Here is a 14,197-nt window from a genome sequence, read left to right on the forward strand (position 1 = left end):
TTAGATGAACCAGCGGTCCAGCAGGACCGTCAGCACAAAGCCCAGCAGGGCAAAAGCGATCCCGTAGCTTGCCGCATACTGCGCGATATCCTTGCGGTTGCCGCCCCGTTTGCGGGCTGTCATGCCCCCAATCAGCGCGCCGAGGATGCCCAAAACGGTATAGATCATATGAAATTGGTCCCGCGTGTTATCCTTTGAGCGGGTTCAGCGATGCTATTTCGCGCAGCTTGGCCCGCACAGCCCAGTCTGGACCAAACCCGTATCGCGCCCAGCCAATACTGTCCAGTCTGACGCTGCGCGCCTCTGCGGGCCGGTTTTCAAGCTCAAGCGCCTCTGCACGCAGCAAAAGCAGGGTTGAGAGCAGGGCCGCGTTCTGACTTTGACGCGATGGCTGGATATGTGGGGCAATCAGCCGCAGCGCATGCGCGCCGTCACGCTTGGTAATCGCATAGGCAGACAACTGGGTGGCCACGTAAGCGCGGTGCAAACCGGTGCCGGGTGTTTGGGCATAGTATCTGTCCGCAGTCGTGTAATGCCTGTGTGCGTTTTCCGGGTCTGTTGTTTGCAGAACCCTGCCCATCGCGTAATGGGCAAATGCCCGACGATGGTCCTGCCAGCCCATCGCGGTGGCAATGCGAACGGCTTCCTGTGCGGCGGTTATCCGGCTGGTCAGCGAGATTGACCGGCCAAGGGCCGTTTGAATGGCCTTGCTCCAGTCTCGCGGTGTGCGCGTGGCAAATTGTGCGGGGCGCTGAACACCTGCGGGATTGGTGCGGGCCAATATGCCCGGCAGGGCCGCCGCAACCTGCCCGCGTGTCATGCCAGAACGCAGCGCTGGATCGTAGTACGTGCGCAGGATCAGCATGTCGAAACCGGTCAGAACCGTGTGAACATTGTCATCATTGAAGACTGAATCCGGCAAACGGTAGAGGTCATTCAATGGTCCAAGTGCTTGCGCCAGTTCCTCGTGTAGACAATCGCGGATTTCTTGGGGGCTTGCATCATTCGGCAGAAAGATCGCCAGCTTTTCGCGCTTTTGCAGCAACGTCCAGTTGGTGGCCGGCTGGCGCCGCTTGGCGCGATATTCGTCGAGGGACGAGACATTCGGTGCAACGAAACAGGCGGCCTGTGGCAGCAGCCGCCGGATATCCGCACGGCTGACCGCTTGTATGGTGATATTCGCCTCAGGCGCCTTGGTATAATTGATATCGATCCGGGCTTCGCTGCGCAGACGCGCGATCAGACGTTTGAGGTCTGGAGCCAGTGTTGCCGTAGGCCGACCCGTGACACGGACCGTGATCGGTGTCTCGAACCGGGTCAGCACCGGAAGCCTGCGCCCGCTTTCCATCTGGAAAGAAAGTTCTATGAAATCAATCGCAAGGTCATTGTTGGACCGCACCGGGGCAGGGGGCACGGTAGCAGCAAAGCTTTTCATCGGGGGCAGGCTGCTTTGTGTGAAACTTGCTCGTGTCGCGACCTCGGGTTGAGAGGCTGGCACACAGGCATTCAACAGCATGACGAGCGGAAGAACGATGCGCCCCCTCATTCGAAAGGCCTTCCAGCATCAGAAGGTCGCATTGAAAGGAGACGTTCTGTGCACACGCAATATGCGCGCACAGAACGTGCGTTTTGGATAATCATAACTGCCTGCCTGCCCTTTTTGAGCTTTGGATTTCAGGTCTTTTCGCCTTCCATCCCGACCTTACTAGGGAGCAATTAAGGCAAATTTGGGGCAGTTTTGAACCGGCGCTAGACCGGTGCCGCCTGCAGCAATTTGCAGATTATAAAGTAAAAGCCGCCGTGATCGCGGCTTTTTAACAGTCTGAAATTGTTCTAGCGTTGACCGCGCGCCATGAACGCCAGCCGCTCAAACAAATGCACGTCCTGCTCGTTCTTCAAAAGCGCCCCGTGCAGCTGGGGCAGGGCACTCGCGCCATCCTTCTTGAGGTCAGCTGCATCCATGTCTTCGGCCAAGAGCAATTTCAGCCAATCCAGAACCTCCGAGGTGGACGGCTTTTTCTTCAGGCCCTGCTGATCTCGGATCTCGTAGAACTGGGTCAGGGCCGTTGTCAAAAGCTGTTCTTTGATGCCAGGGTGGTGGACCTCGACGATCTTTTTGAGCGTGTCCATGTCGGGAAAGCGAATGTAGTGAAAGAAACAACGGCGCAGGAAGGCGTCAGGCAGCTCTTTCTCGTTGTTCGAGGTTATGATGACGATGGGTCGTTGCTTGGCCTTGATCGTCTCGCCAGTCTCGTAGACAAAGAACTCCATCTTATCAAGCTCTTGGAGGAGGTCGTTCGGGAATTCAATGTCTGCTTTGTCAATCTCGTCGATCAGAAGGACGACTTTCTCATCTGCTTCAAAAGCTTCCCAAAGCTTGCCCTTGCGGATGTAGTTGGCAACGTCGTGCACGCGCTCTTCGCCCAGCTGGCTGTCGCGCAGGCGGCTGACGGCATCATATTCGTAGAGACCCTGTTGGGCGCGGGTGGTTGATTTGATGTTCCACTCGATCATCCGCAAACCCAGTGCGTTCGACACCTGCTTGGCAAGCTCGGTCTTGCCGGTGCCGGGCTCGCCCTTGACCAGCAGGGGGCGCTCAAGGGTGACGGCGGCGTTCACGGCTATTGTCAGGTCATCTGTGGCGACGTAATCGGCGGTGCCTTGGAATTTCATCTGGGTTTTCAACCTTCTGTCACAATGGGATGCGCTGCACGCGCGTTGACGTCTTTAACCAAAAATCAAAGGGATTGTGTAGTGACAATTCAAAGTTGCTAAGGTAGACGCTCCGACAGGGGCGAACTCGGGGAGATGGGGCTCGCATGCCAGGACTGAAAACTGTTGAGGGACAAGAGATGAAACAGGAAGTTTTCCTGCCGGATGACTATTCGCCGGCTGAGGACGAACCGTTCATGAACGACAGGCAGCTGGAATACTTTCGCCGCAAGTTGTTGAACTGGAAGTCCGAATTGATTGAAGGCAGCCGCGATACGATCGAAGGTCTGCAAGACGGTACACGTAACATTCCCGATGTAGCCGATCGGGCGTCCGAAGAAACAGACCGCGCGCTCGAATTGCGGACACGTGACCGCGCCCGCAAGTTGGTGGGCAAGATCGACGCGGCATTGCGCCGCATCGATGAGGGCGAATTTGGATACTGTTCCGTTACCGGCGATCCGATTTCGCTGAAGCGTCTGGACGCGCGTCCTATTGCGACCATGAGCCTTGAGGCGCAGGAAAAGCATGAGCGCCGCGAGAAAGTCCACCGCGACGACTGATCGGACAATTATTTGAGCCAATTTGAAAACGCCGAAGGGAAACCTTTGGCGTTTTTCATTTTTGCGGCGAAACCTTGACACCGGCGGCTGCTGGTCAAAAGAGTGGAGAAGAAAAGATGTTGCCGAGCAAGGCGACGCTGCGCGAAGTGCAAAGGGGCAGGCATGGGCATTTCAAACGCAATTGTTGTCGGAGGCGGAATAGGCGGTTTGGCTGCCGCCGCAGCCCTTGCCCGGCGCGGCATCGTGGTAACCTTGATCGAAAAGACACCGGCACTCAAAGACGTGGGTGCTGGGTTGCAGATCAGTCCCAATGGTCTGGCAGTGCTCAAGGCACTGGGCGTCCAGACCCAGTTGAAACTGAAAGGGGCGGTAGAGGCGCAGGGTGTCGTTCTGCGCGATTACAAAGCCGGTGATCAGGTCGCGCACCTTGATCTAAAACGCCTGCGGGGGGATCAGCAGTATTACTTCATGCACCGCGCGGATCTGATTGATGTGCTGGCCGGTGCGGCCAAGCGCCAGAATGTCACCTTTGAGTTGGGTGCGCAGGTTGCCAGCGTTCGGCCGGGGTCGCCGCCGCAGGTACAATTGGTGGATGGCAGTACGCGGCGCGCAGAGCTGATCGTGGCCGTAGACGGCATTCATTCGGTGGCACGTCCGGTCCTCAACGGGCCCGATGCCGCAGAGTTTTCCGGCCAGGTAGCATGGCGGGCGGTTATTCCGAACACGGTAAAACATCCCGCCGAAGCGCATGTGCACATGGGGCCGGGGCGGCATCTGGTCAGCTATCCGCTGCGCGGGGGCGACAGCATTAATCTGGTTGCGGTTGAAGAGCGCGAGGTTTGGGCGGCTGAAAGCTGGAACCAGCCTGATGATCCCGCACACTTGCGTACGGCATTTGCGGCATTTGGCGGGGCGGCGGGCGAGATGATAGGTGCCGTGAGAGAGGTAACGCTGTGGGGCCTGCATCTGCATCCGGTTGCAAGCCGCTGGCAAGAGGCGGGTCTCGCGCTGTTGGGGGATGCCGCACATCCCACGCTGCCGTTTCTTGCCCAAGGGGCCAATCTGGCGCTTGAGGACGCATGGGTTCTGGGAGCATTGGTTGGTGGGGGTGCGGAGGATGCGCTGGCGCTTTATCAGTCACGCCGTGAAGCGCGCGTGCGCCGCGTGATCGCGGCGGCGCAGCGCAACGCATGGCGCTATCATCTGCACCCGGGACCGCTGCGCACGGCAGCCCATTTTGGATTGCGTATGGCCAGTCGGATCGCGCCGGGGCGCATGATTTCGGCCTTTGACTGGCTTTATGGGCATGATGTCACAACTGCGGACGCTCATCAGCCCTGACGGACTTCTTCGCTGTGATCTGTGGACGGGGATCGGCGCTGAGGGTCTCACCATCCCAGACCATAGATATTAATGGGGCTGCGTCAGCCTTTGGCGCGCTGCAGCATGCCAAAGAGATCGCGGGGGTCATCAGGGTCTGCAAGCAGATCCAGGGGGTGGAAGAGACCGGTATCGGCGATCCTGTCGCGGACATAGCGCAGGGCGGAAAAGTCTTCGATCGCAAAGCCAACGCTGTCAAAAAGCGTAATCTGTTTGTCGTCGCGGCGGCCTGCAGCCTGACCTGTCAGCACCTGCCAGAACTCTGTCACGGGGTGATCAGGATCAAGCTGTTGAATTTCGCCTTCGATGCGGGTCTGCTCCGGGTACTCCACGAAGATCTCCGCCCGGTGGAGGATTGCAGGCGCAAGTTCCGTTTTGCCGGGGCAGTCGCCGCCGATTGCGTTGATATGAACACCGTTTCCAACCATGTTGTCGGTGAGGATTGTTGCATATTGCTTGTCTGCCGTGCAGGTCGTGATGATCTGTGCGCCTTCCATCGCGTCTTCGGCAGAGGCGCATTTGACCACACGCAGGCCCTGACCTTGAAGGTTCACGGCGCATTTTTCGATAGCTTTTGGGTCTGTGTCAAAAAGTCGGATCTCTTCAATCCCGACGATGGTTTTCATGGCAAGCGACTGGAATTCGGATTGGGAACCATTTCCGATCATCGCCATTACGCGGGCGTTCTTTGGCGCAAGCACACGGGCCACCAGCGCTGAGGTCGCTGCCGTTCGCATGGCGGTCAGCATTGTCATCTCGCTTAGCAGCACGGGGTAGCCCGAAGCCACATCTGCCAAAAGCCCAAAAGCCGTAACAGTTTGCAGCCCGTCGGCGGTATTGGAGGGATGACCGTTCACATATTTGAAGCCGTAGACGTCCCCGTCCGAGGTGGGCATCAGTTCGATCACGCCTTTCTCAGAATGGCTGGCCACGCGGGGGGTCTTGTCAAACAATTCCCAACGTTTGAAATCGGCCTCGATATAATCGGCAATGCCACTCATCATCTCCTCGACACTAATGTGGTGTATGAGTTTCATCATCTGATCGACAGAGACGAAAGGCACCAGCGCCTTGTCGGACGGGCTCAGAGAGGTCATTTCAGTTTCCTTCAGTAGGCACGTGTTGGACGGTCAAAGACGCGGCGGCCCAAGGCCGAGGCGGCAAGGTCGACCATCAGCGAGGCAGTGCGCCCGCGCTCGTCCAGAAAGGGGTTCAGTTCGACCAGATCAAGCGAGGTCATCAAGCCGCTGTCATGCAGCATTTCCATGACCAGATGTCCTTCGCGTACGGTGGCCCCGCCGGGCACGGTTGTCCCCACGGCAGGTGCGATCGCCGGATCGAGGAAATCAACGTCCAGAGAGACATGCAGCAGCCCGTTGGCCGCAGCGACCCTCTCAAGGAATGCAGCAAGGGGGCGGGCGATGCCGGTTTCGTCGATTTCGCGCATGTCCACATGTGTGATCGCGGTTGCCTGCAAGGCTTCGCGTTCTGCCGGATCGACCGAACGCAAGCCCATGATTGCTACGTTTTCCTGTGGCAGCGGTTGCGCAATTTCTGGGAACCCGTCGAAATCGGGGCGGCCCGTAACGTAGCCCAAGGGTGTGCCGTGCAAGTTGCCACTGTCCGTGGTCAGGGGCGTGTGGAAGTCGGTATGTGCATCAAGCCAGAGGACGAAAAGTGGACGATTGACTGTTTCCGCGTGGCGCATCGCGCCCAAGACGGTACCGAGCGAGAGCGCATGGTCGCCGCCCAAGAAAATGGGCAGACCATCGCCAATCGCCGCCTCGGCTGCGTTTGCAAGGCTCTCTGTCCAGGCGATGGTTTCTTCCAGCGCAACCAGTTTGGGGTGGTCTTTGGGTAAAAAGGGGGCTGGGGCCACATTGCCGCGATCCTCGACCGTGTGGCCAAGGTTGCGCAGGGCATCGCCCAGACCGGCGGTGCGGTAGGCGTCCGGCCCCATCAGGCAGCCCTTGCGGGTCTTGCCGCTATCCATCGGTGCACCGACGAGAATGCAATGCTGTGCAGACATGGGTTCATCCTTGTTGTCGTGTTTACAGGTGCGTATCCCGTGGATATGGCCATCGACAAGCCGATGAAATGTCCATATTGACAGATTTTAGTCCGAAATGGAGGAAATATTGGACAATTTGGACAACCGGATCATTTCAGAGCTGCGCCATGATGCCCGCGTACCGTTGTCCGATCTGGCAGCCGCTTTGAACACGTCACGCACAACGCTTCGCGCGCGGATAGCACGGTTGCAGGAGCGCGGTGAAATCGTGGGTTTTACGGTTCTGACCCGGGCAGATGTGATGCGCGACCCGGTGCGCGGTCTGATGATGATCGGGATCGAGGGACGTGGCACGGAGCGGATCACCCGTCAGCTGAGCGGATTTGCCGAGGTACGCGCGGTGCATTCGACGAATGGCCGGTGGGACGTGATTGTTGAGATCGGAACAGAAACGCTTGAGGCTTTCGATGCTGTGCTTACCCGGATACGGCGGCTGGACGGGATCGTTGCAAGCGAAACGAACTTGTTGCTGAAAACCCGGAAGGCAAGCTAGGCCCGCCGGGCGGCCAATATCCAGAGCGCGGTAAGCCCAAAAGCGATGACAGCGTTCCATCCCGCCATTGAAAGGCCGAGGAACTGCCAGACGATCTCATCACACATGATGACGCCTGTCGGGGTATCCAAAGAAAGCAAAGCACCGCCATCCAACGCGCCCAGATCGGTGCCGCCGCCGCTGCAGGATGTCGGCCCGGGCCACCAGCGCCATTCAACACCTGCGTGATAGGTACCAATGGCCCCGGTTGTTGCCGCCGCCAACCCGCCCGTCCACACCAGAATGCGTGGTCCCCCCAGCAGTAGTATTGTGCCGATCACGACAGCAGCGGCATGGGGCCAGCGTTGCCACAGGCACATCTTGCAGGGCAGCAAGCCGCCGATGTGCTGAAAGCCGAAAGCGCCAAGCAGAAGGGCCGCAGAGCCCAGCGTGGCCAAAAGGATCAAGGTTTTTCTGGTCAAAGTACTTTCACCACCATGAAGCCGCCCAGCAGGAGGACAACGAAGAGGGTAAACATCAGCCCCAGCCGCTTTTCAATGAAATTCCGAATTGGCGCGCCAAACCGCCACAGCAATGCCGCGACAATGAAAAAGCGCAGCCCGCGGGCGAGGATTGACGTCACGATAAACGTGCCCAGCGGCATTGCCGTCCAGCCGGACATGATCGTGATGACCTTGTAGGGAAAGGGGGTAATGCCAGCCACAAGAACGGCCCAGAACCCCACATCGTTGAACCGGGTCGCGAATGCGGCCATTGCATCGCCTTTGCCGAGGGCCGCAAGGATTGGCTGACCGATCGTCTCATAGGCAAAAGCGCCGATCCCATAACCCAGCAATCCCCCCAGAACAGACGAGATCAGCGCAATCCCAGCAATCAAAAAGGCCCGGTTTGGTCGTGCAATGATCATCGGGATCATGATGATGTCTGGTGGAATTGGAAAGAACGAGCTCTCGACGAATGACACAATCGCCAGTGCCCAAAGCGCGTGACGATGCTGCGCAAGGCTGAGTGTCCAGTCATAGAGGCGTTGTAACATCGTGGGCTGCCAATCAGGTTTATCACTGCAACATCACGTCGCCCGGCCGGGGTCAAGAGCAGGGGCAAGAGCCGATGGCAAAATACGCTTGCCCGGACTTCTAAGGCACGCTAGACTGACACACAGTGCCCAAGTGGCGGAATGGTAGACGCAGGGGTTTCAAAAGCCTCCCTGAAAATATAAATAAATCCATATAAATCAAATAATAAGCTATATTGACTGAACAAATGGTAGTCAATTGGTAGACTTCAGAACACCGAGGCAACCTGACCGACAATCCCGTTCTCACCAGCCTGAATAGATGCAGCTAACACTACCACCAAGCCAATTATCGAAACGGTTACGACGATCCAGTCAACGGTGATGCCGCGATTACCTGCGTCGACTAGTGAACTGTCGTCATCCGCAGGGGGTAACTGCCGCCGAAGCGAAGCCAAATACTCCTCCTTCCAAGACGCTGACACAGCTTTCGTCACACGGGTTACTCTTTTGTTGGGGTGCCAGGGTTGATGAACAATTGGTCAAGAGTGTGGAGGAAATCTGGAATCTTAGGGATGCCGCCTGCAACGAGGGGTGCCGCCTGCAACGAGGGGTGCCGCACCACTCACCTCTGCGAACAACAGAACAGGACAGCAGGTAAAACTGTGGCGAGAAGTGCAGCAGTGTTACTGTAGCTGGTACATGCGCAAACACAATGACAATAAGCAGGTGCCCAACCGGACTAGGCGTCCCGTTTCTTGCGATACCCAAAACCAGCCGCAGCGAGCAAGCCTGACAGCAAGAGAATGCCCCCGGCAGGTAGGGGGACGGGAGAAACAACAGAGATAGACGTCAATTGGGCGCCCATTTGGAAGGAATTATTGTTATTGCTCAAGTCGATAATACCAATGCCTAAATGTAATTACACAGGTTATTCTCCCGCTCCCACCCACTTTGGACTGCAATCCCTGCGCAAAACCCTCGTGACAGAAGTTCCCCCTCGCTTTCCAAGGCAAGACTGGTGAAGGCTATGGATGAACGAGGGGGATGCCGCATCACTCACCTCTGCAAAAACAGATCAGGACAGTCGATGAAACTGTGGCAAGGGTGCAGCAGAGTTACTGTAGCTGGTATATGAGTAAACATAAAGGCAATAAGCAGGTGCCCACACACTCGATATAAGGGCCACTAGAGGGGTATATAATGATTTTGGCTGTTCATCATATAAAATGCTCTAATGGCTCCCCACGGGTCATTTGCACTATAAGCTATAAGGAAACAGGCACAGGGTATGTTTTAGGCTGGGGTACTACCCAAACGAACGACCTTGGCCTGAACTGTACGTTAGATACTAGGAACTTAGGCGTTGCCTTGCTGCTTCGCGATTTCCGGTAGCAGGAACTAGCTCTCCAACTTTTCCGAGACCGAAGGATGGCATGCCGGAATAGACCGCCTCGTAGGCACCGTCTTTTACCAGATAGGTCTCATGCCAAATCCCAACATCGCCGCGTCGGTTCTTGTAGCGGCGGTTGAACTCGACCCACTCGGGGAAGTGCTCTCTGTCCTTCGAACGTGCATAAGCTTCTAGGTGCTCAAAACTCCGCCAGTACTGGACATTAATCAGCATGCTTAGGGTTTGATAACCAAGAAAGCCGGTTTCCTCGCTTGGCAATGCTGACAGCTCTTTGAGCATCTTCGGCATAGTTTTAGAGAACCACATCAAGTCCCGAACTTGCCACCATTTGTTTATCCTTGCGCCGATCAGGAAAACGACGAAATCCCCATCGATATGGGCCGCAAGCCTTTCAGCATTTATGATCGCCATGTTTTGCCCCTGATCCTTGCCGCACACTTCACGGAATTGTGTAAACCTTATGCTCTTGGGCTCGGCCGCGCAACAAGACGGTTATCTTCGTAAGAACGCCTCTTTGCTGCCTTCCCTTTGGCTCTCACCTTCAAAGTACCAGCTATGGACCGATAGGCACTTCCAGTGTCATCCTGTTCGCATTTGCTTTCTCTGTAGCACCACTAGGATCACCCGCCGCCATATTTGCCGCCATATTTCAGGTCATGTTTCTGGAGAAAATCCCATTGCTGATGAACTCCATCACCACTTCATTCTTCTGATTGCTCACTGAGACCTTGCTGACCACGATCCCAATCTCCGGACGGCTTTTCGAAGGGTTGGTCTTAAGTACTTCCTGCTCCACAGAGAGCACATCACCTGGATACACCGGTCGAAGCCAACGAAGACTGTCAATTCCGGGGGAACCAAGAGAGCGGCCCTTGGCATCCATATTTTCAACCATCATCGCCATGGTCATTGCACATGTGTGCCAGCCGCTAGCACAAAGACCACCGAAAAGAGACTGTTTTGCAGCTTCGTGATCCAGATGGAAAAACTGGGGATCGTACTTCTCTGCGAACTCAATGATTTCCTCTTCGGTCACCTCGTAAGCACCAAAGGTCTGCTTTTGCCCGACCTGAAAACTTTCGAAGGGGATATAGCTGAGCGTATCTGGAGCCTCAGTCATTGCTTGTCTGTCCTAGTTGTTGCCGGATCATGGGGGTATTGGGTCCTAATCTCTATTTTTACAGTAGCGGGAGGCTATGATCAGGGTTCGTCATCACATCTACTTTCAGCACCCTTTGTAAGACTTTTTGATGCATTCGACTGCTAGCTTCTGTGCTTCTGAAATCTCTGCTGACGTCATTTTCTTTGCGATGTGGTCTCTATTAACCTTTGCAAACATAGCCCCCTGAGAAGTTGCAATATGATACCATATGTAAGCGTATAGGTTGCTTTTCTTGACGCCTCGGCCTCTTTTGTACATGCCACCCAACGTAACTTGCGACCACCCTTGGATAGGCCCACGCCCTTGCTTTGCCGAACGTAAAAACCACTTAAATGCCGCTTTATAATCCTTAGGAACGCCTTCGCCACCAGCATACATCTGACCTAAATTGAATTGAGCACCAGCATCCCCTTGCTCAGCCAACTCCAAAAACTGCACATACGCTTCTTGGAATTCACCATTATGACGATGAGCTAAGCCTTTATCATAATCTTGTGCCAAGGCATCCTGTCCGCTCACCATCAAAAGGCTTAGCGAGATGATCCTTGATGATATTATGGACAGCATTTCAACTCTTCCTAGTAATGGATGGAGGGTGGTATCATTCAGTAGGTATCTTCGTAGTTGGTCTTTCTATGATTTATAAATCTTAATATTCTTTCTTCATACTCTGGTGTCTTGTTATCGATGGTAGCTGTTTCTCTGAAGAGCTCGACATTTCCGTCTTTTCCTGTGCCTGTTTCTCTATAGTGTTGATCTATAATGTCTTCATAACTCAAGGTTTCTTGTTCCACAGACAGAGCATACCCAACGACTTCCTTTGTGGCTTCCCTCATCAACTCCCGAAGGAGTTCAACATCAAAGATTGAGATTATGTAGCTGTCATGGACCGACAATATCGGGACCTTCAGGTCTGCACTTGCGTTTAACACCTTTGCAGTGATCTCGCTATCTATCCTCATCAATTTAATACCCTGATCTGAACACAAGTCTTCTTGTAGGTGTGGGTGTTTGTCGGTGAAGGCATTTAGCAGCAGGGATAGTTCAGTATTGGTCAGTTTCTTCTGTAGAGACCCTGTGGGCTGATCATTGCGGAATGCACCATAGGCACTCTCCTCTGACTTGGCATTGATGGCAGTGAGTACCAGAAGTTTGACGATTGCCCTCTGCTCTTGAAGATTGAACTGTGGTAGTAGTTGTTGGCCCAAATCGTAGCGGTCCTTGGGATCATCTTGTATGCCCTTCTGTGCACTTAGGATGGCAACATGCAGACCTTTGTAGTCGACCTCGACGGTGGGGAAGTTGTTGATTGCGATCTGCTTCCTGTAGTCCTTCCCAACTTGCTGCCACCATCCCCCATAGAAGCGTCCATTCATCTCCCATGAGCCTCTGCTGAAGATGCGTCTGACGAACTTGTTGTTCTGGTCAATCGGGATGACCTGCGTATCACCGTTGGTCTTCGTGCGTGTAATGTGAGGTTCAGTTAAAGAGGGGATGTCGATGTAGGTCTCAGCCAATAGTGCGTTGTAGTCGTTAAGTTCAGACCTCATTTGAATGGTCTCAGGTGTGTCTTTGTACTCGATGTCCTTTGACTTCTTTTGCCCTCTTTGACTGGTTGGCTCACCATTATCAGCCACATCATGATATTTGAGTACGATACATTCTTTGTTGTGATGGAGGTCCAGTTCATAGGGTTCGAGATCAAGGTTTAGGAACAGGTCGGTCAGGCGTTTGGTTGCTCTCATACGGGAGGTACGATTGCCCTTGCTTGATCCTGTTCTACTGTGGCTGCCCTTCCTGAAATCTATGTAGTTCTGCTCATCCAGAGAGCGCACCACGTCCTTTACTCTTGGAGATATGTGCAATCCATTGTACCGGCTGTTGACCTTATAGGCGTCATTGCCCCGCGCGATCCCAATACACAAGGCCGGGTCAGTCTTCCAAGCAACATACAGATCAAGCAGAACTACCTTCAGGTGCGTCTTACCACTGGCACGACCTGCGTTGTAGCTCTTACCTTGAATGGATTGCTGTTGGGCTTTTGACAGGCTGTCGTAAACCTGCGCTACAACGGCATTTACCTTGGGATGCTCGGACCAAACGTGCACATCAAAGGGTCTGGAGTACCAAACGTCAAAATCCGCCACGTAGTCTGTCCCCCAGTTCAGCTTATCGTGACCATGCAATCTGTGTGATGAGATCCCAAGGGCGGCTGCCTGTGGTGTCCAGCTAAATACATGCCCTAAGACAGAAGCAGGGGATCAATGCACGGTCATCCGAGGGTCATCTTCGTCTAGGAATGCCCTGATACCTTCGTTCTCAACCGTATCTTGGAAAACCCGCCACGCCATGTCGTCATTAATGAAAGCATCATCCCAAACGATTGAAGTCCCGTTTCTGTTGACAACCTCAAGTATCCACTGGGGGTCCGTGTCAGATTTGTAAATCAGTACCTCCACACGCTCGTTATCCACGAGGTAGCTGCCTGTGCGCTTTGAATAGATGATTTCTGGGTCTTGATCGTTCATAGTGTCCCAATCGCAGATTTTCTTATGGCTAACCCATACATGCTAACTTGATGACCCCATAACAAGGCCCTGATCCTGTCTGGTAACCGAACAAGAAGCTATAAGGTCTTTATAGGAACCTGTTCGAATAACGGGTCACTCTCGGCCCGCCCAAAAAGAAACCCCCAAGGCTTATGGAACCAAGGGGGCGCAACAGAGTAGAGGTCCTCAAGCGTACATCTGTTTTGGACTTATTCCCAGTCTTCATTTGACGGTTTCTGTAGGCATCCCCCAGGCCCACCCCAGGAAAGCCACAAACTCGGCAAGCTTAAACCCAAGTTTCGCCCAGTTCTCGCCTTATTTGATATTCAATATGAAGATGCTCGCCAATGTCTGCCAACTTGGATACTGTTATGTCTGCTCAAAAACATCCTGCACCGCAGGTTTCAACTCAATTGCATGAAGATGATTTAGAAAAACGGAATAAGTCTCAGGCGCATCTTGCGATACTGGCTGTATTACTCAGCATATTGTTTCTAGCGGATGCCGTGCTCTAAGCTAGCTGCCTCGGTAGATTGGTGTAGCATCCACGTCACACGCTACAGCCCAACCCACCCACTCGATTAAGGCATTGATAATTAATAGTATTATGCTTTTGTAGCAACCCGATAAAGCTAGAAATCCAAAGCTAGATCACCCGTCTACCCCAGTGTTGGTAGTAGTAACAAGTGTCTGTTTTGGCTGCGTTTTTTAGCCTCTGTGTCAAGTGAATTTCTTAGCTAATCGCTGATTTTCTCGGGAGGACCTGAGCATTTCTCTCGTGTGGGGGTGCTCATTTCCCTTGTGGTGGCTTGGGGCGATCAATCCGAGTTGGTGCCGT

At 54.3% G+C, this 14,197-nt stretch carries 17 protein-coding genes; 4 read left to right on the top strand and 13 right to left on the bottom strand.

Annotation, left to right across the window (positions count from 1 at the left end):
* From GV827_RS06910 to GV827_RS06920, 3 genes are all read right to left on the bottom strand, one after another.
* The gene (locus tag GV827_RS06910; RefSeq protein ID WP_164353057.1) at positions 1–168 is read right to left on the bottom strand and encodes an apolipoprotein acyltransferase; all 168 of its coding nucleotides are present in this window, start codon (positions 166–168) and stop codon (positions 1–3) included.
* Between the two features lie 19 nt (positions 169–187).
* A complete protein-coding gene (locus GV827_RS06915; RefSeq protein ID WP_164353058.1) occupies positions 188–1,546 on the bottom strand; it encodes a DUF2927 domain-containing protein in 1,359 nt (452 codons plus the stop codon).
* 287 nt (positions 1,547–1,833) lie between these two features.
* Positions 1,834–2,673 carry an AAA family ATPase gene (locus GV827_RS06920; RefSeq protein ID WP_164353059.1) on the bottom strand — a complete coding sequence of 280 codons (840 nt, stop codon included), beginning with the start codon at positions 2,671–2,673 and terminating at the stop codon, positions 1,834–1,836.
* 146 nt (positions 2,674–2,819) lie between these two features.
* Between GV827_RS06920 and dksA the strand changes: the two genes are divergently transcribed.
* Positions 2,820–3,275 (top strand): RNA polymerase-binding protein DksA, encoded by a 456-nt coding sequence (gene dksA, locus GV827_RS06925; RefSeq protein ID WP_164353060.1) that lies wholly within the window; start codon positions 2,820–2,822, stop codon positions 3,273–3,275.
* A gap of 162 nt (positions 3,276–3,437) precedes the next feature.
* Positions 3,438–4,616: an FAD-dependent monooxygenase gene (locus GV827_RS06930; protein WP_164353061.1), complete on the top strand. Its 1,179-nt coding sequence runs from the start codon at positions 3,438–3,440 to the stop codon at positions 4,614–4,616.
* 83 nt (positions 4,617–4,699) lie between these two features.
* Here GV827_RS06930 and GV827_RS06935 read toward each other — a convergent pair whose 3' ends face one another.
* Both GV827_RS06935 and rocF read right to left on the bottom strand, forming a co-directional pair.
* Positions 4,700–5,752: an ornithine cyclodeaminase gene (locus GV827_RS06935; protein WP_164353062.1), complete on the bottom strand. Its 1,053-nt coding sequence runs from the start codon at positions 5,750–5,752 to the stop codon at positions 4,700–4,702.
* Positions 5,753–5,763: 11 nt separating this feature from the next.
* Positions 5,764–6,684 carry an arginase gene (gene rocF / locus GV827_RS06940; RefSeq protein ID WP_164353063.1) on the bottom strand — a complete coding sequence of 307 codons (921 nt, stop codon included), beginning with the start codon at positions 6,682–6,684 and terminating at the stop codon, positions 5,764–5,766.
* A gap of 109 nt (positions 6,685–6,793) precedes the next feature.
* Here rocF and GV827_RS06945 point away from each other — a divergent pair, with 109 nt between their 5' ends.
* Positions 6,794–7,219, top strand: a complete 426-nt coding sequence (locus GV827_RS06945; RefSeq protein WP_204325761.1) for an Lrp/AsnC family transcriptional regulator — start codon at positions 6,794–6,796, stop codon at positions 7,217–7,219.
* Here the strand turns inward: GV827_RS06945 and GV827_RS06950 are convergent.
* From GV827_RS06950 to GV827_RS06985, 8 genes are all read right to left on the bottom strand, one after another.
* The gene (locus tag GV827_RS06950; protein WP_164353065.1) at positions 7,216–7,680 is read right to left on the bottom strand and encodes a disulfide bond formation protein B; all 465 of its coding nucleotides are present in this window, start codon (positions 7,678–7,680) and stop codon (positions 7,216–7,218) included. The two genes, GV827_RS06945 and GV827_RS06950, sit on opposite strands and share 4 nt — an antisense overlap.
* Positions 7,677–8,255, bottom strand: coding sequence for a YqaA family protein (locus GV827_RS06955; RefSeq protein ID WP_164353066.1), 579 nt, complete (start codon positions 8,253–8,255; stop codon positions 7,677–7,679). Before GV827_RS06955 ends, GV827_RS06950 begins: the two co-directional genes overlap by 4 nt.
* A 721-nt stretch (positions 8,256–8,976) precedes the next feature.
* Positions 8,977–9,102 carry a VPLPA-CTERM sorting domain-containing protein gene (locus GV827_RS24080; RefSeq protein ID WP_164353067.1) on the bottom strand — a complete coding sequence of 42 codons (126 nt, stop codon included), beginning with the start codon at positions 9,100–9,102 and terminating at the stop codon, positions 8,977–8,979.
* 483 nt (positions 9,103–9,585) lie between these two features.
* On the bottom strand, positions 9,586–10,059 hold the full coding sequence (locus tag GV827_RS06965; RefSeq protein ID WP_164353068.1) for a DUF4188 domain-containing protein: 474 nt from the start codon (positions 10,057–10,059) through the stop codon (positions 9,586–9,588).
* A gap of 238 nt (positions 10,060–10,297) precedes the next feature.
* On the bottom strand, positions 10,298–10,768 hold the full coding sequence (locus GV827_RS06970; protein ID WP_164353069.1) for a MaoC family dehydratase: 471 nt from the start codon (positions 10,766–10,768) through the stop codon (positions 10,298–10,300).
* 105 nt (positions 10,769–10,873) lie between these two features.
* Positions 10,874–11,377, bottom strand: a complete 504-nt coding sequence (locus GV827_RS06975) for a tetratricopeptide repeat protein (RefSeq protein ID WP_164353070.1) — start codon at positions 11,375–11,377, stop codon at positions 10,874–10,876.
* Between the two features lie 38 nt (positions 11,378–11,415).
* Positions 11,416–12,957 (bottom strand): hypothetical protein, encoded by a 1,542-nt coding sequence (locus GV827_RS06980; protein WP_164353071.1) that lies wholly within the window; start codon positions 12,955–12,957, stop codon positions 11,416–11,418.
* Between the two features lie 114 nt (positions 12,958–13,071).
* A complete protein-coding gene (locus GV827_RS06985) occupies positions 13,072–13,338 on the bottom strand; it encodes a hypothetical protein (protein WP_164353072.1) in 267 nt (88 codons plus the stop codon).
* Positions 13,339–13,706: 368 nt separating this feature from the next.
* Between GV827_RS06985 and GV827_RS06990 the strand changes: the two genes are divergently transcribed.
* Positions 13,707–13,874 (top strand): hypothetical protein, encoded by a 168-nt coding sequence (locus GV827_RS06990; RefSeq protein WP_164353073.1) that lies wholly within the window; start codon positions 13,707–13,709, stop codon positions 13,872–13,874.
* Positions 13,875–14,197: the final 323 nt, after the last annotated feature.

Origin of the sequence: Sulfitobacter sediminilitoris (assembly GCF_010667575.1) — a bacterium.
Lineage (GTDB): Bacteria > Pseudomonadota > Alphaproteobacteria > Rhodobacterales > Rhodobacteraceae > Sulfitobacter > Sulfitobacter sediminilitoris.